Origin of the sequence: Paenibacillus ginsengarvi, assembly GCF_003626695.1 — a bacterium.
Taxonomy (GTDB): domain Bacteria; phylum Bacillota; class Bacilli; order Paenibacillales; family NBRC-103111; genus Paenibacillus_AB; species Paenibacillus_AB ginsengarvi.
Map to the genome: position 1 here is coordinate 30,342 of NZ_RBAH01000014.1, position 17,354 is coordinate 47,695.

At 55.6% G+C, this 17,354-nt stretch carries 15 protein-coding genes; 2 read left to right on the forward strand and 13 right to left on the reverse strand.

Annotated elements, in window-relative coordinates:
• Positions 1–101 precede the first annotated feature (101 nt).
• Positions 102–2,165, forward strand: coding sequence for an alpha-galactosidase (locus D7M11_RS19090; RefSeq protein ID WP_120748849.1), 2,064 nt, complete (start codon positions 102–104; stop codon positions 2,163–2,165).
• Positions 2,166–2,227: 62 nt separating this feature from the next.
• Here the strand turns inward: D7M11_RS19090 and D7M11_RS19095 are convergent, their stop codons facing one another.
• The 9 genes from D7M11_RS19095 to D7M11_RS19135 all read right to left on the reverse strand — a co-directional run bounded on the left by D7M11_RS19095 (position 2,228) and on the right by D7M11_RS19135 (position 11,146).
• Entirely contained in the window at positions 2,228–2,440 is a 213-nt protein-coding gene (locus tag D7M11_RS19095) for a CLC_0170 family protein (RefSeq protein WP_120748850.1), read from the reverse strand.
• 30 nt (positions 2,441–2,470) lie between these two features.
• Positions 2,471–3,706, reverse strand: a complete 1,236-nt coding sequence (locus D7M11_RS19100) for a Ger(x)C family spore germination protein (protein WP_240041203.1) — start codon at positions 3,704–3,706, stop codon at positions 2,471–2,473.
• Positions 3,675–4,796: a GerAB/ArcD/ProY family transporter gene (locus D7M11_RS19105; RefSeq protein WP_120748851.1), complete on the reverse strand. Its 1,122-nt coding sequence runs from the start codon at positions 4,794–4,796 to the stop codon at positions 3,675–3,677. The genes D7M11_RS19100 and D7M11_RS19105 overlap by 32 nt, the downstream gene beginning before the upstream one ends.
• 28 nt (positions 4,797–4,824) lie before the next feature.
• Entirely contained in the window at positions 4,825–6,474 is a 1,650-nt protein-coding gene (locus D7M11_RS19110; protein ID WP_120748852.1) for a spore germination protein, read from the reverse strand.
• A gap of 281 nt (positions 6,475–6,755) precedes the next feature.
• The gene (locus D7M11_RS19115; protein WP_240041204.1) at positions 6,756–7,244 is read right to left on the reverse strand and encodes a DUF2269 family protein; all 489 of its coding nucleotides are present in this window, start codon (positions 7,242–7,244) and stop codon (positions 6,756–6,758) included.
• 66 nt (positions 7,245–7,310) lie between these two features.
• Positions 7,311–8,000 (reverse strand): response regulator transcription factor, encoded by a 690-nt coding sequence (locus tag D7M11_RS19120; protein WP_120748854.1) that lies wholly within the window; start codon positions 7,998–8,000, stop codon positions 7,311–7,313.
• Positions 7,997–9,511, reverse strand: coding sequence for a sensor histidine kinase (locus D7M11_RS19125; RefSeq protein WP_240041205.1), 1,515 nt, complete (start codon positions 9,509–9,511; stop codon positions 7,997–7,999). Before D7M11_RS19125 ends, D7M11_RS19120 begins: the two co-directional genes overlap by 4 nt.
• A 23-nt stretch (positions 9,512–9,534) precedes the next feature.
• Positions 9,535–10,287 (reverse strand): ABC transporter permease subunit, encoded by a 753-nt coding sequence (locus D7M11_RS19130; protein ID WP_120748855.1) that lies wholly within the window; start codon positions 10,285–10,287, stop codon positions 9,535–9,537.
• Positions 10,271–11,146 (reverse strand): ABC transporter ATP-binding protein, encoded by an 876-nt coding sequence (locus tag D7M11_RS19135; RefSeq protein WP_240041206.1) that lies wholly within the window; start codon positions 11,144–11,146, stop codon positions 10,271–10,273. Before D7M11_RS19135 ends, D7M11_RS19130 begins: the two co-directional genes overlap by 17 nt.
• A gap of 56 nt (positions 11,147–11,202) precedes the next feature.
• On the opposite strand from D7M11_RS19135, the gene D7M11_RS19140 reads away from it, so the two are divergent.
• A complete protein-coding gene (locus tag D7M11_RS19140; RefSeq protein ID WP_120748856.1) occupies positions 11,203–12,291 on the forward strand; it encodes an RNA-guided endonuclease InsQ/TnpB family protein in 1,089 nt (362 codons plus the stop codon).
• 101 nt (positions 12,292–12,392) lie between these two features.
• Here D7M11_RS19140 and D7M11_RS19145 read toward each other — a convergent pair whose 3' ends face one another.
• The 4 genes from D7M11_RS19145 to D7M11_RS19160 all read right to left on the reverse strand — a co-directional run bounded on the left by D7M11_RS19145 (position 12,393) and on the right by D7M11_RS19160 (position 17,267).
• Entirely contained in the window at positions 12,393–13,373 is a 981-nt protein-coding gene (locus D7M11_RS19145; RefSeq protein WP_120748857.1) for a hypothetical protein, read from the reverse strand.
• A gap of 224 nt (positions 13,374–13,597) precedes the next feature.
• A complete protein-coding gene (locus D7M11_RS19150; RefSeq protein ID WP_158606718.1) occupies positions 13,598–14,683 on the reverse strand; it encodes a Ger(x)C family spore germination protein in 1,086 nt (361 codons plus the stop codon).
• Entirely contained in the window at positions 14,680–15,771 is a 1,092-nt protein-coding gene (locus tag D7M11_RS19155) for a GerAB/ArcD/ProY family transporter (protein ID WP_205127081.1), read from the reverse strand. The genes D7M11_RS19150 and D7M11_RS19155 overlap by 4 nt, the downstream gene beginning before the upstream one ends.
• 11 nt (positions 15,772–15,782) lie before the next feature.
• Complete coding sequence (locus tag D7M11_RS19160) at positions 15,783–17,267, reverse strand: spore germination protein (RefSeq protein ID WP_120748860.1); 1,485 nt, start codon at positions 17,265–17,267, stop codon at positions 15,783–15,785.
• Positions 17,268–17,354 lie beyond the last annotated feature (87 nt).

Genomic DNA, 17,354 nt, shown 5'->3' on the forward strand with positions numbered 1-17,354 from the left:
TTATGACGAAATATCGTTCTCTTGTTTGCCGCATCGATGTTTCATACACTTTCCTTATCGGCTATATGAGCAATATTTTAGCATAAAGGCGGGGATTATACATGAAGTTTACAGCTTCTTTACCAAGCTACGCTGACTATGAAGACGGGATTCTGGCGGTCGGCAATTCGCGGATCGAACGAAAATGGGCGCTCCGGCCAAACGGCGTTTATCCGTTATCGCTTGTGGATCGTAAGCGCAATACGGAATGGCTGGACGTCAAAACTGCCGGTGCGGCGACGTCGTTTCGCCACCCGGCGCTCCAGGAACGAGCAGACGCGTATTCCAATTACGCCGTCCGGCAGCAGAACGTCTCGGCATCGGGACGAACGCCCGAGCATCTGCTCGTCGAGGTCTCGGCCGACAACGGTCCTGTTCTCGTCAAATGGCAGATTCGCATTTATCCGGATATTCCGGTTATTCGCCAAACGATGTATTACAAAGCTTCGACGCGCGGGAGCGAGCCTTCCTCCGGCGATGCTGCTGCTTCCGGCGAATCCGCTCCAAAAGCGAAGCACCCGGCGGACTACGCCGACTATATTCCGCTTGCCGCGCTGCACTGCCGCTGGCAGTCCGCAGAGCTGCTCGACGTGACGGATACGCATAACAATCTCGTCCGCCTCGAGGACGGGCTGCTCTATACGGACGGCGAGAAGCATTCGCCTTCCGGCAACTTTATGACGGTCCGCAACAATCTAAGCCGGGACGGACTGCTGCTCGTCAAAGATAGTCCGACCCCGTTCGGTCAGCTGAACCGGACGGACGGCGACTATTTCATAGCGGGCAAACGGTTCTGGGTGACCGGCTCCGGTATTGCCGCAGAGGATCTCGCCCACGGCGAATGGGTGCAAAGCTACGGCAGCGCAGTCGGCGTCTATCACGGCGGGGAGCTGGAGCAGTGGCGGCTTATCCGGCAGTACCACGAATGCCTGGAGGTACGCCAGGGAGCCGGCGATACGTTTGTTATGAGCAATACGTGGGGCGACCGTTCCCGCGACAGCCGGGTGACGGAAGCTTTCATGATGCTGGAGCTGGAGCAGGCTGCCCGGCTCGGCATTACCCACGTCCAGATCGACGACGGCTGGCAAAAAGGCACGACCGCCAACTCGTTCATAACCGGCGGAACGTGGGCCGATTATTACTCCAAAGTGGCCGACTTCTGGGAGGTTCATCCGGAACGTTTCCCGAACGGGCTGAAGCCGGTCGTGGAGCGGGCTAAGCAGCTTGGCATCGAGCTTGGTCTATGGTTTTCCCCCGACTCGACGAACGATTTCACATACTGGCAGACCGATCTCGAGCTGCTGAAGAGCATGTGGGACAAGTTCGGCATCCGCTCGTTCAAGCTCGACGGCATCTCGATTCGCAGCAAGCTAGGGGAGGCACGGTTTCTGCGCATGTTGGATGAGATGACCGCGCACGCATCCGGCGACGTTTATTTCAATCTCGACACGACGAATGGACAGCGGCTCGGATACTTATACCACACGTCGGGCGGCAACCTGTTCCTCGAGAACCGCTATTCGGACTTCCGCAGTTATTACCCACATTGGACGCTGCGCAACATCTGGATGCTTGCGCCGTACGTACCGGCCGGCAAGCTGCAAATGGAGTTTCTCAACCCGGGAAGAAACGAAGCTCTGTACGGCGACGATCCGCTGTCTCCTTCGGCTTGCGGCATCGCTTACGGCTTTGCGGCGACGCTGTTTACGAGCCCTCTCGCCTGGATGGAGCTATCCGGCTTGTCGGAAAGCGATGTCCGGACGCTGACGCCAATGATCGGCCTGTTCAACCGGCTGAAGGTGGAGTTGAGCGGCGGACACGTCCTTCCAATCGGCGAGCAGCCGAACGGCGCGGGATGGACCGGGCTTCAGTGCATCACCGGCGAGCGGGAGGGCTACCTGCTCGTATTCCGCGAATATACCGAGGAAGCAGCCGGCCTGTTCCGGCTATGGGGGGACAGCTTCGGGGCGATCACACTGGAGAGCCTCGTCCGTTCCGAAGGAAAGGAACGGTTTGATTTTGCCGCAGAAACGATCCGTCTTACACCGGATTCCGCCGGACGCGTGAGCGTATCGCTGCCTAAGCCGCTTAGCTTCGGCTTGTTCCGGTACATGCTGGAACGGTAACCAGCTCTAACACAAGACAACCCCGAGCTCCGACGCTAATGCAGCCGGGCTTGGGGTTTCTCTTACATTCCCCATTTCCTAAGCGCCATATTGCCCGCAAACGCGATCAGCCCGAGACATATGTTCAACCAACCGATAAAGCGGCATACGCCCCGCTCTTTGACCATCCCTGTCAACTCGTAAATTTTGACGTCAATCCACAACATGGCGACCCCAGTAACGAGCCATAGACTCACCGCGTAACCCAGAAAACCGACATAACCTACTCCGCCCATAACAGGCAAGCCTCCTCCGACGTACACCGCCTAAATCGCCTTCATCCCGACCCTGCGAATGCGGACATCGACCTTCACATCGATGGAAACGTCCTTGTACATTTCCTGCCATTTCTCTTTCGTCTTGACGTGCTCGTTCCAAAATTTCGATTGTTTCGCCCGCACATACTCGCCGAAGCCGAAAATGTCGGCTCCTTTTTGCTGCGTTTGTTTAATCAAGCCTTCATGAAATTTTGTAGACCATTTCTCGTCCTCTTGTTCGATTTTGCGAATCATATCGGAAGTGTTGATCGGAAAACGCTCGTTCATTTTCTCCTCGATATTCAAATCGATTAAGATAGAAACCGTAAAATGCGGGAGACCGTCCTTAATATCCACCTCGATTTTCGACTGGCGGCTGGACGCATACAAGGTAATCGTATCGGACGAACCGTCCAGGCTGATAATTCCCCGATACCCCGCTTGCTTGATTCCTTTGACGCCCATATAGGCGCCGATCTCTATCGGTTCCGTCGTACCGATCATTTTGTCTCCTTTAAAATAAGCAATCCCCATAATTTCGACGTTTTGTTCCTTCATAATCCCGACATAAGGAAGAAAACCTTCCTTCCCTTTTTTCGACAGATCGCTCCAAAAATTGCCGACGAAATCGTTTGGGAATTTCCCCATTTGGACAGCGCTGTCCATCGTCGAGATGAGGTACAGGGTCGGGACTCGTTCCAATTTCGGCGCGGCCTTCATGATGTCTTCCGCGTTTCCTTTCGCGACGAGCATCCAGGCCATCCGGCGCACTTCCGAATTGCGCCTGAAGTAGTCGTTCACATTTTGCAAGCCTTTCTTCGCCACATCTTCCGAAATGACGATGACGCGCAAATGACCGAAAAACAGCTTGGCCGAAATTTGCTGCTGCAAGTTCATGATCGCGTCGTCGATCGTATGGCCGACTACATTGATCACCCATACCGTTTGCCCCGCGCTGCCTTTACCCCCTCCGGCCTCCCCCGGTCCGAGCGGAATTCTTCCGGGAAGCGCGATTTGCACCGCAACTCGAATCAAATCCTTTTCCGGCGCCGGAAACTTGTTCCGCAGATGGGAAACCTGGTCCTCTTCCTTGACATCCTCGTCAGCCGCCGTATCCACGGAAATGCCCAGCACGACGGCCCGCTCCTCGATTTCCAGACGGTCCCAGCAACCGGTCAAAATCGGCAGTACAAGAAGAAGGACGAGCAGCAGTTTACACGCCGGGGTCCATCGGTTTATCGCCAACAGGATCCCCTCTTTTCTTGCGAATGAGCGAAATCGCCAGCAGCACCGCCGGATATGCGATCGTGATGAACAGTCCGATTCGCCCTACGTTTTGAATGATTTCATACATATGGATCATGTTCTGAGGCAGCATGGCGAGTACAAAGACGATCGGCAGCAGGAAAAAAGAAAACATCCGGTGATCGCGCAAGCGAAACAGCTTGCTCATCGAGTGAATGGTCAAAAAGTAGCTGGAAAACAACGTCGTAAACACGGCGGTTACCCAAACGGCCAAAAAAGCGGCGTCGAGCCGTTCCAAAATGTTTGCGGGGAGCGACGTCGCTTTGGCAAGCTCAAGCGTTGGCCACAACAGCAGCTTGCTCTCTTCGGCACCGAAAACGCTGACCGTCGCCACGACGATCGTAATGTACAGCCCTCCGGCAATGAGCATCCCCCATACGCTTGCCTTCATCGCCTTCTCGGGGCGGCGCATGGCCGGAATGATCATCGTCAGCACGAACGAGCCTTGAAACAAAGCCGCTATCGTAAACATTCCTCCGACCATGCCGCTCGGCTCATTCCCCCAGATCGGCTCAAGATTGATCACCTCGGCATTTTTCAAGGAAAGCGCGACGATCAGCAGACCGGGGCCGAGAAGCGCCGGGAAATAGAAGTTATGGATGTAGGCGAACGTCGTAATATCGTTTCGCGTCGATATGGCTGCGAGCAGCAGCATGACGATAACGGTCACTTCCAGCGGCGTCTTCTTCAAGACGGAGGTAACGACGACTTCCCCGAACTCGCGGGCCGCCAGCGCCGTCAATTCGGCGAAAAAAACGATGATGAACACGCTGCCGATCCAGGCGAGCCATTTGCCGATAATGTCCTCGCTGTATTGGATAATCGACTTGTTCGGAAATCTCATGCCAAGCCAGGCGATCAGAGCCAGGCCGACAAAGGCAACCGCCGTACCGAGCAAAGTAACGAGCGGAGCGCCCGAATCCGCTGCGCGGACGGCAAATAGCGGGAGCGGCAAAACGCCTACTCCGATGATCGTGCTGACGAGTATGGCGGCCGCCTGAATGACGGTGATTTGACGTGATGTCTCCATGCGTCACCGCTCCTTTCTGTATCAGTAATTACTCCTGCCGTCGCTCGGAGTCGTCCGTATACGATTTGAATTTTAACGGGTCCATTACGTTGTCCGGCGGCTGCTTCAATTGATCTACGGTACTGTCGCTCAGCTTCGTCAAGTTGGGTGTATGTAGAAACGATGGGCGATTGGTCATCCACCATAACGGGCCGCGAATGAGCAAATCTTTCATCCCTTGGAAATTGCCGGGTACGAGCGGACTGAGATAAGGAACCCCGAAAGATTTTAAAGAAAGCAGATGGTTGGCGATCAGGATCAGACCGATCATTACGCCGTACAAACCGAAAATGCCGGCCATAATGATGAGCGGAAACCGCAGCAGCCGCAGCGCGAGTGCGGCGTTATAAGCCGGCGTGGCGAACGATCCGATCGTCGTGAGCGCGATGATGACGACCGTGATCGGACTGGCAAACCCCGCGGCGACGGCCGCTTGGCCGATAACGAGCACTCCGACGATGGAAAGCGCGCCGCCGACCTGCTGCGGCAATCGAATCGTCGCCTCGCGCAGCACTTCCATCGCAACTTCGATGACGAGCACCTCGATAATGGCCGGGAAAGGCACCCCGGCTCTGCCGCCGGCGACCGCCACGGCAAACTCCGTCGGAATGAGCTCCGGATTGAACGATATAATCGCCACGTACAGCGACGGAAAGACGAGCGAGAAAACGAGAGCGACGAGCCGCGCAAGCCGAATCGCGCTCATTAGCACAAACCTCTCGGTGTAGTCTTCCACCGTTTGATAGAACTGGCTGAAGACGGTAGGCACGACCAGCGCCAGAGGGGAGCCGTCGACAAGAATGGCCACCCTTCCTTCCAGCAGGTTCGCCGACACCTTGTCCGGCCGTTCCGTGTATTGCACCTGAGGGAACGGGGATAGGTGGTTATCCTCTATAAACTGCTCCAGGTAGCCCGAATCCATGATTCCGTCAATATCGATGGCGGATAGCCGCCGCTTGACTTCTTTAAGCAGATCGGGGTTCGCGATGCCTTCCATGTAGCAGATTGCGACCTTCGATTTCGTTCTGCGTCCGATTTCCATCGTGTTGATGCGCAAATCCGTCGTTTGCAGCCGGTAACGAAGCAGAGCAATGTTTGTCGCAATCGGTTCGATGAACCCTTCGCGCGGCCCGCGAATCACTTGCTCGGTCTGCGGCTGATCGATCGCCCGCTGTTCGATGTTGCGCGTGCCGATGACGAAAGCTTCTTCCATGCCGTCAATGATGACGACCGTTTTCCCGCTTAACACGCTGTGGACCAGTTTGGAAAATTGGATTTCTATCGCCACATCGCTGTGAAAGATCGAATCTTGAAGCAATACCTCTTTCAATCGGCGAAACTCTATGTCTTGTTTTTCCAGATGAAGCGGCACATACATAAACGGCTTTAAAATATGTCCGTTGACCATGGTCTGATCGATCATCGTAGAATAATAGAACATGGCGGCCGGATATCGGCCGAAAACATGAAAACGGCGAATGCTGAAATCATCGTTGCCGCCGCAAAGGCGCATCATCGCATCAATCGTTTCATCCAAACGGCCGTCCAAACTTATATCCTGAAAAGGTTCCGAGGTCCGGTTCGGAATAGGCCGGGTCGAACGTTTTTTGTTTTTTTTGAACCAATTGAAGATCGACATCTTTGGCACCTGCCAATCAAACTTAATATTTAGTAGGTGAAAATAAACAAATCTAGTAACAAGAATTGACAAAAAACAAGCATCTTAAACTACTTGCTTGGAATATTCCGATAGACTTCCTATGGCGATCCAATAGATAGCGGGGAATCGGAGGATCAATGAGGACGAAAAAAAGACCGCTCGGGCACGGTCTGAGGCAGGGGCAACGCCGCCAATACGGGCGACCCTGTACGTTTTCAAATCGAAATAACTCGCAGTGGCGCAGGTTTTGTTCTCCGGAATTAGGCCCGCGCCCTTTTACCCCACGGCTTGTAAACGGACAACACGAATATCGCTGCGAGCGACACGATCTGGCAGACGATTCCGCCGACCAGCATATTCCGGTTCGAGCGGAACACTGCGTCGTGCAGTACGTCCATCCCTTGCGCCGCGGATAAGTCGGCCGTCTTCACCGACCAGATGCCGATGCCGACGATCCCGATGCCGATGGCGACCAGCGTGAGCAGCTCTTTGGCGATAATCCAGTAATAACGCAGCAGTCCCCAGTGGGTCCAGACGGACAGCAGGACTCCGGTAACAACCGTACCGATTGTCGATGCCCGCACCGACGTTTGGGCGAGCACGCGCATAATCGCGAAGCACGATTCGAACAGGCGCGGATCGTTCGTAGTCGCGGCGGTAATGCTCAGGACAAGAAAGATGACCATGCCACCCAACATGATCGCGGAAAAGATCAGATGAGCTGTCACGAGCAGCTTTTTCTGTTTCATTGTGATTGGTTTCACAAGTATCTCCAGCCCCCTTCCTTCCGGAGGGACGGGTACCGACTCTCCCGCTTATAGGTTGAACCGGTACCCGACTCCCCAGATCGTCTCGATATATTGCGGCCTCGACGGGTCCGCCTCGATCTTCTCTCTCAGCTTGCTGATGTGCACCGTAACGGTCGCGATATCGCCGAGCGAGTCGTAGCCCCATAGTTTCAGAAACAGTTCGTCCTTACTGAACACCCGGTTCGGATGCATGAGCAGAAACAGCAGCAGGTCGTATTCCTTCGACGTAAACGCCACTTCCGCCTCGTTCACGAACACCCGGCGGGACAGCTTGTCGATCCGGATGCCGCGCAGCCGAATCTCGTCGGGCTTCGGCTCGCCGCTGCCGACAAGCCGCTCGTAGCGGGCCAAATGCGCCTTCACCCGCGCCACCAGCTCGCCGAGGCTGAACGGCTTGATCATATAATCGTCCGCGCCGAGACCGAAGCCGCGGATTTTATCGATCTCTTCTTTTTTGGCGGAGACGATCAGAATCGGGACATTTAAAACTTCGCGAACTTGCCGGCATATTTCGAAGCCGTCCATGTTCGGCAGCATCAGATCGAGAAGAATCAGATCGTAGCTCCCGTTTAAAGCCATCTTCAGTCCGGCGTCGCCGGTCGCCGCGATATCCGTCCGGAAGCCCCCGGCTTCCAAATAATCGCGCTGCACTTCCGCAATCACCGGATCGTCCTCGATAATGAGCACGCTTTTCATGTCCGTCCTCCTTCCGTATTCGCGGGTGCCGTTCTCGGCAGCGTCAGCGCGATAACCGTCCCTTCGCCCGCCATGCTTTCCGCCCACACCCGCCCGCCATGCTCCCGGATGATCTGGGTGACGATGGCTAGGCCGAGGCCGCTTCCGCCCCCGCTGTCGGTACGCGAAGGATCGGCGCGGTAAAACCGCTCGAAAATAAAAGGCAGCGCCTCCGGCGCGATTCCCGCGCCGTTGTCGCGGACGCGCACGATGACCTCGTGCGGGGCGACCGTCAGCTCGAAGCCGATTCGTCCTACCGGTTTATCCAAATATTTGATGCTGTTGTCGACGATATTTTGCAAGACGCGATGCAGCTTCTCACGGTCGCCGCGCACGTAAGTCCGCTCCCCGCCCGGAGGCGCAAATGAAAATTCGATGCCGGCGTTATTCGGCTGCAGCCGAAGCTCCTCCACATGCTCTAGCAGAAACGAAACCAGCTCCATCGCTTCGAAATGAAACGGAACCCGTCCTAAGTCCAATTTGGAGAACAGGAACAGCTCGTCGATCTGGCGGTCCATATCGGTCGCTTTTTTGTAGATCATCCGCATATACTTCTCCCGCTTCTCAGGCGTATCGGCGATGCCGTCCATAATGCCTTCCACACAGCCTTTGATCGCCGTTATCGGCGTTTTCAGATCGTGGGAAATGCTCGATAGCAGCTCCTTGCGGTTCTCCTCGTACTGAAGCTGCAGTCCGATCGAATGTTTGAGCCGGACCCGCATCTCCTCGAACGCGCCGCCCAGCTCGCCGAATTCGTCATTGCGCGACGCCAGCCTCAGTTCCTGACCCAGATCGCCGTCCTTGATTCGTTCGGCCGCGCGCTTCAGCGCATACAGCGGCCTGATGAAGCTGCGCGACACGATTAGCGTCAGCACGCCGTTCGTAATGACAAGGATGAGCAGCAGCGTTGCGGCCGCAACCGGAACGATTTTCGGCACCAAGCGAGCCATCGGGCTCATATCCGCCAGCAAATAAACGGTGACGCGGCTGCCGTCCGCGAGCGCGCCCTGTTGTCTCGCTACCGAATACTGTATGTCTCCCGAGCGCATATACTCCTCTCCCCCCGGCTTGCCCTGACGCTGGAGCGACATGTCTTCCAGCTTGCCGAAGTCGAGATCGCGCACATAGGCGGACACGAATAAGGGAGTTCCGCTCTTCGCCACGATTAAGCCCGCCTTCAGCTCATCGAGCCGGCTGCCCATCTCCTTCTGAAAGGTGCTGTCCGTCAGCTTCTCCGGTTCGTATTCGGTCAAAAACCGGATGCCCGAAAACAGATCGTCCCTTCTCTGAAACTGCCGGTGGATCGAAGCCAGCCCCCTCGGGCTTTCTCCGTCCTCGCCGTAATATTGCTTGATACCCTGGATGTCCTGCATGAATACGCCGTACAGCAGCATGGTGCATACGAAAAACAAAACGATCGGGATCAGCACCATGCCGAAATTGGATAAAAGCAGCTTTTTGCGAATCGACATCGGCTTTTCTCCCCTCGTTTTGTTTAGTGCGATTTACGTTCGAACATATACCAGCCCGCCGTATAGCTTATTATACAACTGGACAGCAAAAAACCGAATATTTGCAGCAGTTTGCCGGCAGCGGCCGTCTCGCCGACCCACAGCGTATGCCAGTCCGTGTACGTGACGAACGACCAGATAGCCGTGCCGGGAAAGAAAAAGGGCAGCAGCTTCGCGGCCACATACAAGAACACGCACAAGGCCAGCGTGCCTACGCCGCTGCGCAGCCACTGCGCCACGAAGGAAGCGGCCGTGCCGACGGCGCTCATCGCCACGAAAGCGGCGGCATAAGCCGCGATCGAGCCGGGCAGCCCGGCCAGCGTCGCCCCGCCGTCGAGCACAAGTCCGGCTGCGACCGAGACGAGCCAAACGACGGCAAGCAGCGCCGCCAAATAGAGAAGCAGCGCGAGCACCTTGGATGCGAACGCGCCCGCCCGCGAGATCGGCCGCAGCAGCACCAGCTTGATCGTCCGGTCGGCATATTCGCCCGCGAACGATTCGGCAGCCGCCATGAACAGAAACAGCGGCAGCCAGACGGCGGTGAACAGGCCGAGCATCAATTCCGGGAAATCTCGCCCGAGCGAAAGCCCGATCCCCGTCTGGACACGGCCGAGCAGGAATGCCGCCGCCACCGGAACGAGCACGGTCAGCACAACCGTCAATTTCGTTTTCGTTTGGTAAAACAGCTTGGATGTCTCGTTATGCGTGCTCGCATACAGGCTATACAACTGCGCCATGTGCGTTTTCCTCCCTCGCTCTGCGAATTTCGGCCAAATACGCTTGCTCGAGGCCCCCAGCTCCCCTCAGCTCTTCGATCGCCGCTTCGCGAATCAAAGCTCCGCCGTGCATGAAGCCGATCCGGCTGCATAGGCGCTCCATCTCGTCCAGCATATGGCTGGACAGGAGAAACGTCGTGCCGCGGCTTTCAGCCATATGCTGGATGAGCTGCCGCAGCTCGACCGTCCCTTCTACATCCAGTCCGTTCGCCGGCTCGTCGAGAATAACAAGCTCGGGATCGCTCAACAGCACGGCGGCGAGAGCCAGCCTCATCTTCATGCCCAGCGAATAAGTGCCCGCCTTTTCCTTCCGATACGGAGTCAAGCCTACGAGCTCCAGCATTTCGTCGATTCGCGCAGGCCGCAAGTCCGGATAAAAACGCGCGGCCAGCAGCAAGTTCGCATATCCGCTCATATACGGATACACGTCGGCCGATTCGACCATGCTGCCCACCCGTTCCATAGCCGGGACGAATGATTCGTTCAGGCTGTTGCCGAACAAACGGATGTCGCCGCTGTCCGCTCTGCACAGTCCGGTAAGCAGTTTCAACACGGTCGTCTTTCCCGAACCGTTCGGCCCCACCAGACCGAAAATGTCCCCTCGCCGTACCTCGAAACCGACTTCACGGACGCCTCGCCCGTTCCAATACCGTTTATTCAGATCGCGCACCTGCACAATCGCCTCCACATCCGGTCCCCCCTTTCGTTTCCATGACTGTCCGCCGCGTCCGTCCGAATACGCGATTTGGCGGCGCAAGTCCGCCAAATCGCCTTTCCCGCACCCGGGAAGCGGCCGCTTTCTTGCTGTTTTTATAAACAAAAAAGCGAACATTAGTTCCCACTTCTGTGGTATCCTGTATACAGGAGGTGAATATCTTGTTAAGAACGTACAAGTTCCGATTGTATCCTACAAGCGAGCAACAAGAAAAAATTCGCTGCACACTCGAACGCTGCCGCTTGCTGTACAATCGTTTGCTCGCTGAACGCATTCACACTTACAAAACGGAAGGTAAGGCGTTGACCTATGGCCAGCAAGCGAATACATTCCGAGAGCGCAAGCAGCATATTCCGGCGTTGAAAGACGTACACTCCCAGGTGCTGCAAGATGTAGCCAGGCGGCTCGACAAGGCCTACCAAGCCTTCTATCGCCGCGTCAAGAGCGGCGAAAAAGCGGGGTTCCCACGCTTCAAGCCGCAAAGCCGCTACGATTCGTTCACCTATCCGCAAAGCGGATTTGCTTTGGAGGGAACGCGTCTCGAACTCTCCAAGATCGGCCCTGTACGGATCAAATTGCATCGGCAACTTCGAGGGGCGATCAAAACCTGTACGATTACATTAAAAAACGATCGATATTACGCTTGTCTGTCTTGCGAAATCGAAGCGGAGCCACTCCCCCAAACCAACCGTCAAGCAGGCGTAGACCTTGGCGTCAGGCAGCTCGCGGCAACCTCGGACGGATCTATTTTTGAAGCTCCGAAGCCGCTGCGCAAAAGCGAGGCGAAGCTGAAGCGGCAACAAAAGGCGGTGTCCAGAAAACAGCGCGGTTCGAGCCGCAGACGCAAAGCGGTCCTAAGGCTTGCGCGGCAGCATGAACGTGTGGCGAACCAGCGCAAAGATTACGCGCACCAAGTCAGCAGGACGCTGGTGAACCGCTACGACCTGATCGCTTTCGAAGAACTGAACGTGCAAGGGATGGTGAGAAACCATCATCTTGCCAAAACCATTGCGGATGCAGGGTGGAGCGGACTCGTACAATTCGTGACGTACAAGGCTGAAAGCGCCGGTCGTCAAGTGGTGCGTGTCGATCCGCGCTATACATCGCAGTGTTGCTCCACATGCCATCACATCGTGAAGAAAACGCTCGCCGAACGTATCCATCGCTGCAAGCAATGCGGTACAACGCTAGATCGGGATGTGAATGCGGCGATCAACATCCTGGAGCGCGCGAAGCGGCAAGTCTCGTAACCGCACAAAGGTAGACTAGGCTCGGACGGAGCCTTCGGGGAGGGACGAGGTTACGAGTCTCGATGATTCGAGAAGCCCACGGCTTAAGCCGTGAGGAGTCGTCACCGGTTGAAGCGTTCCCGCTCCTTCGGCTTGATCGTCTCTACCGTCTGACCGGTCAAGTCGACGCGATCCGCCTTCGTTCCATTGAAGCCGCCAAGATCGAGCATCACCTGAACGACCAGGCTGTGCGCGGTACCTGCGGCGTCTTTGCCGGACAGGCGAATTTCGGCCGTTTGGCCGTCCATATAGCGGTTCGCGTCTATCACAGCGTCTAGCTTAATGGCGTCGATGCGGATATCTTGCGTCAGCTTCGGAAGTTCCGGTTTCATATCGGGCGTAAACCAGGATTCGAAACCCGCTCCGCCGGCAGGAGAGCCTTTGTCTCCGGCCGCATCGCCGGACACCGGTCCGGCACCAACACCCGCATGTCCGCGTTTGTCTTGGAAGCCGCCGGCATGTCCGATCAGCATCGAGCCGATCGCCTGTACCGCCGTCGGCACTTGGCTGCCGCTCAGGCTGAGCGTTACTCGCTGGCTGCCGTCGGCGTTGTCGGTCAGAGTCACCCGGTCCTTCAAGTTGCCGACCAGCGCGTCGAATACGCGCTCCACGTTCTGAACCATGGCCGGGTCCGGCGTATGATCGGCCCCCCGCTTCGGACCGTGTTTTCCTTCTTCACCCGTACCCTGCTCGACAACCCGGTACACATTGCTGTCATCCGGCTTCAGCACCGTTTGGCCGTCCTGGATGTAGACGTTCATCCCGTGCGCCGCATTTCCTGAGCTCAGCGACAGGTCCGCGCTTGCGGAAGCACCATCTTTCTTGAACGCGGCCTCCGCATCGATGAGCTTCGTCCCGTTGTCGGTGACGACGATACCCGCCTTGCCGGCGAAGCTGGTTGCGGTGTGCGTCTGCTTGACCGCCGTTTTCCACGCCTCGTAACCCGAATTTCCCGCCATGGCGGACAGTCCGCTAACTGTCAGCATGACCGCGCCGATGCCGAGACCGGCTCCCATCGCGATCCATTTCTTGTTCCTTTTCATCTTCATCCCTCCTGCTTAGTACCTGCATATTTAGAATAGCCGGGAGGTCTAAAGCGCCCCTAAATGAAGTGTAAAAAAAGTATAAAATCCGGACGAATGGGAGCAGACATGCCAAAAAACCGGCAGTACCTCAAGGACGGTCGCCGGTCCATATCCCTTATTTATTGCTACCCCCGCTTTTCGTCTTGCCGCACACGGACTTCGCTCAACCGTACTGCAGGCTGTTACTTCAAGTTGCCAAAATCTTTTATGTGTACAACCGCCTCGACTCGGATATCCGCCTTTGCAAATAGATCGCTCCACGGTTTTCGGGTCCATTCCGCGTAGCTCATCTTCTTTCTTGCGTACTGGCCGATTCCGATCGCGTCGGTGCCGTTCTTTTGCATAAACTCGATCAGCGACTGGCATCGCTGGCGGATAACCTCGCCCATCTTCGCTTCTAGCTGCCGCTGCTCGGCGGCGCCTTGTACCGAGCGGTCTCCGGAATACTCCAAAATGGAGCCCTTGATCGTCAGCCGGACCGTCGCTTGTAACGGAGCCCCCTGCCGATTCGCTCCGCCAGACGCGACCGTCACATTCCTCCGGCTCACTAAATGGCTCAAGGCTACTTTATCGTCGGGCTCTCCGTTTGTCGGCAATTCCAGAAACAGCTTGCCCGTATCGACGTCATCGCGGAGCATGCTTAACAGCATCTGGTCTTCCGGCTTCACCCGTGCGATCATTCGATCTTTCCGGAACAAAGCGATGCCGTCGATGGCCAGATTGGTGGCCGAGCCTTTAATAATCATCGCGATCGGCTCGATGCCGTCGTCATAATAGTTCGTGTCCGGCAAATTTTCGGCATGCACGACCGTCCGGATCAGATCGTCAATATATTCGCCGGAGGTGCCGCGGTTCGCAAAGGTTCGACCGAGCAGCGCCTTCGGATCTCCTTCCGTGACGAGCAGGTGGACTCGGCTTCCGAGGGAAGGGTCCCGCATCAGCAAATCGAGATGGTCCCAAACTCCTTTTCTCGCGATCGATTCGCCGAATAACACCTGACGCACCTGTCCCTTTACGATCTCCCGGTCATTTCGCCGGTTAAACACGAGCATTGCTTCTTGCGGCGTTCTCGCGATCGTAGAATGTAACATCGTCTTCTTGCCCGTTGACAGCGGTATGCTTATTGTTACTTCCAGCTTGTCCGGCTCGTCGGCCCCCGCCGTATCGAAGGCGATTGTACGCATGAAGCCGACCTTCTCGAGTATTTTTTCGTCCGCGCAACCCGTCGTCAGCAGGACCGCCGCCAGCGCCGCCAGTATCCGTTTCACGGTTTCGCCTCCCCGCCTTTCTTCCGGTACCGCATGGCAAGCGGGATCAATATAACGGGAAGGGCAAAAGCCAGCGCCATCTCGATTTTGAACATATACCGCAAAAGTTGAATCGATTGTCGTAAAAGTTGGGGGCCCCATCCGACCCCGTACACCATAAGCGTGATCGACGCTTCGAGCACCTTCTCCCTGGCCCCGGGAAATATACGCCGAAGCGTCAAAAGCGCGGCGAAGCAGAACATGACGGCCGATATGAGATTCGAGAAGAGAAAAAAAGTGAACACCAGATTTTCGACGCGATTGACGAACGGAAGCTCGATATATTCAAGCGAGCTAATAAGCGGATATTGGAGCCCCTTCAATTGCTCGAAGCTGAAAAAGCCGAAGCAGACCCATGTCGTCAGCAGCATTACGCCTGCAAAGCTGAGATGTCCGATCATAACCGCTCGGAACAGTTTGCTTTTGCCGTCAACGAACGGGAATAAAAACGCGCACAACTCATAGCCGATAAATACCGAATAAACTTCCGTCCAGTTTTGCAGCGCTCCCCCATCCAAGGCCCCCTTGAACCAAAATCCGGTAAACCGGATCAGCTTCCAATCTTCCCAAAAGTATGCGGTAAGAGCGACCATCCAGACCGACAATACGAAAAAGATCGTGTTCGCCTTGCATATGCCGTAAATCGTTTTCGTTAACAGCGCGTACACCATAAAACAAAACAAAATAAAAATGAGCATCGGGCTTGTTGTTTGAAACGCAATGAGGCGGAAAACGAGCAAAAAATGTTTGCCGATCGACGCCCCGAGACAGATCCAAAATAGGGCAAGCAGCACATAAAACGGGACGAGCATGAATTTCGGCACGGAAGCCTCGAGCAATTCGAAGATGGATGCCCCTCCGCCAATACGGTAGACGATGCGGTAAAGCAGCACATTGATAACGACGACGCCGGAAATCGGAATAAGCATGACCCAGCCGTTCGTACCGAAGTTTTCCGCAACGAGGCGCGGAATGCTGAACGCGGCTACGTCCAGCTCAATCATGTAAATGAGCAGGGCGATATGGAAATGATTTAATTTTTCCTTCACGTGCATCGGCATCATTTCCTCATTTTGTTTTTGATCGTGTTGCTTGAACGGCTTATGGACGGCCGTTTACGGATCGCCCAAAGCGGACCGCGTACGAACGTATCGAGAAAGTCGGTGGAATTTTTCGGCGCAATCGGGGTCAAGTACGATGCTCCCAGATTCGTAATCCCCGCCAAATGGATGATGACGAGACCGATCCCGATGGTGAGCCCCAAATTTCCGAGCATCCCCGCAAGAATGATGAGACCGAACCGGATGAGCCGGATCGAGCCGCTCATCACGTAGCTCGGAATGACGAACGAAGCGATCGCGGACGTGGCGACTGCAATAATGAGTATATTGCTCGTAAAGCCGGCCTGTACGGAGGCTTGTCCGATGACGATACCGCCGACGATGCCGATCGTTTGTCCGATCTTGGTCGGCAATCTCGCCCCCGCTTCCCGCAGCAGCTCGATCGTCGTTTCCATCAGCAATGCCTCCATGAGCGGGGGAAACGGCACTTTGCTCCGCGATTCGGTTAGATTTAACAGCATCGTATGCGGGATCATGTCATAATGAAACGTCGTAACCGACACGTAAAAGGCCGTAAATCCGATCGTAATCATAAAACCGACAAAACGAAGGATACGGACCGCCGTCCCGAGCAGCCAGCGATGGTAATAATCGTCGGGCGAACCGAAAAAGTCAAAAAAGGCGGTCGGACAACAAAAGACGGACGGGCTTCCCTCGACAATGCCGGCGATGCGTCCGCCGATAATTTTGGAAGCGACCGCATCCGGACGCTCCGTCGTCATGAATTGCGGAAAAACGGAGTTCGGATTATCGTCGATCAGCTGGACGAACATATTTCCTTCGAATACCCCGTCGATCTCGATGTCTCGAATCCGCTCCGTCAATGTCCGGACATTTTCTTCATTTGCGATGCCTTCCAAATAGACGAGTACGACTTCCGTCTTCGTCACCTCGCCTACGGTGAGCCGTATCGTTTTCAGATGGGAGCTTCGGATTCGCTGCCGCAGGACGCTCAAGTTTTGCGCGATGTTCTCGACAAAGCCGTCATGCGGACCGGCGATAACGCCCTCTGTTTCGGACTGCTCAATAGACCGGCCGACCGGATGTGCCACATCGACCAAATACGTTTCCTTGGCATAAAAGACAGCTGCTTTGCCGTACAAAACGCCTTCGACGCACATCTTCGCATCATCGACCCGTGTATAGAAAGAGCCGGACAGCAGCCCGGACACCTCCCTTTCGGACATCCGGGAAAAAGGCTCGACGATTTCGCGCAAAAGCTCGTCGTTCCCGACCAGAAAGGTAAAATAAAGCACATTCACACCGTTATTCGGAAAGCTTCGATGCGTAAGATCGGAGCAATCCCGGAACTGGCCGAGGATATGCTCGAACGTCGGCTCCTGCGGTTTATTTTCCGGCTTGACATCCGTTCGTTCCGGCTGTTTCCCGTTCCAGCTCTTCAGCCATGTTTGCCATAATCCCATTATGTGCCTCCTCCCCGAACGATATGGTCTCCTATACTGTTCCCCACCCTTTGGTAAAATAGCCAATAAACTGCATCGGAATTGGCC

Excerpts from the sequence above, each read along its gene's own strand:
- D7M11_RS19090 (WP_120748849.1), top strand. The coding sequence starts at position 102 with ATGAAGTTTACAGCTTCTTTACCAAGCTACGCTGACTATGAAGACGGG.
- D7M11_RS19095 (WP_120748850.1), bottom strand. The coding sequence starts at position 2,440 with ATGGGCGGAGTAGGTTATGTCGGTTTTCTGGGTTACGCGGTGAGTCTA.
- D7M11_RS19105 (WP_120748851.1), bottom strand. The coding sequence starts at position 4,796 with ATGGAGACATCACGTCAAATCACCGTCATTCAGGCGGCCGCCATACTC.
- D7M11_RS19110 (WP_120748852.1), bottom strand. The coding sequence starts at position 6,474 with ATGTCGATCTTCAATTGGTTCAAAAAAAACAAAAAACGTTCGACCCGG.
- D7M11_RS19115 (WP_240041204.1), bottom strand. The coding sequence starts at position 7,244 with ATGAAACAGAAAAAGCTGCTCGTGACAGCTCATCTGATCTTTTCCGCG.
- D7M11_RS19120 (WP_120748854.1), bottom strand. The coding sequence starts at position 8,000 with ATGAAAAGCGTGCTCATTATCGAGGACGATCCGGTGATTGCGGAAGTG.
- D7M11_RS19125 (WP_240041205.1), bottom strand. The coding sequence starts at position 9,511 with ATGTCGATTCGCAAAAAGCTGCTTTTATCCAATTTCGGCATGGTGCTG.
- D7M11_RS19130 (WP_120748855.1), bottom strand. The coding sequence starts at position 10,287 with ATGGCGCAGTTGTATAGCCTGTATGCGAGCACGCATAACGAGACATCC.
- D7M11_RS19145 (WP_120748857.1), bottom strand. The coding sequence starts at position 13,373 with ATGAAAAGGAACAAGAAATGGATCGCGATGGGAGCCGGTCTCGGCATC.
- D7M11_RS19160 (WP_120748860.1), bottom strand. The coding sequence starts at position 17,267 with ATGGGATTATGGCAAACATGGCTGAAGAGCTGGAACGGGAAACAGCCG.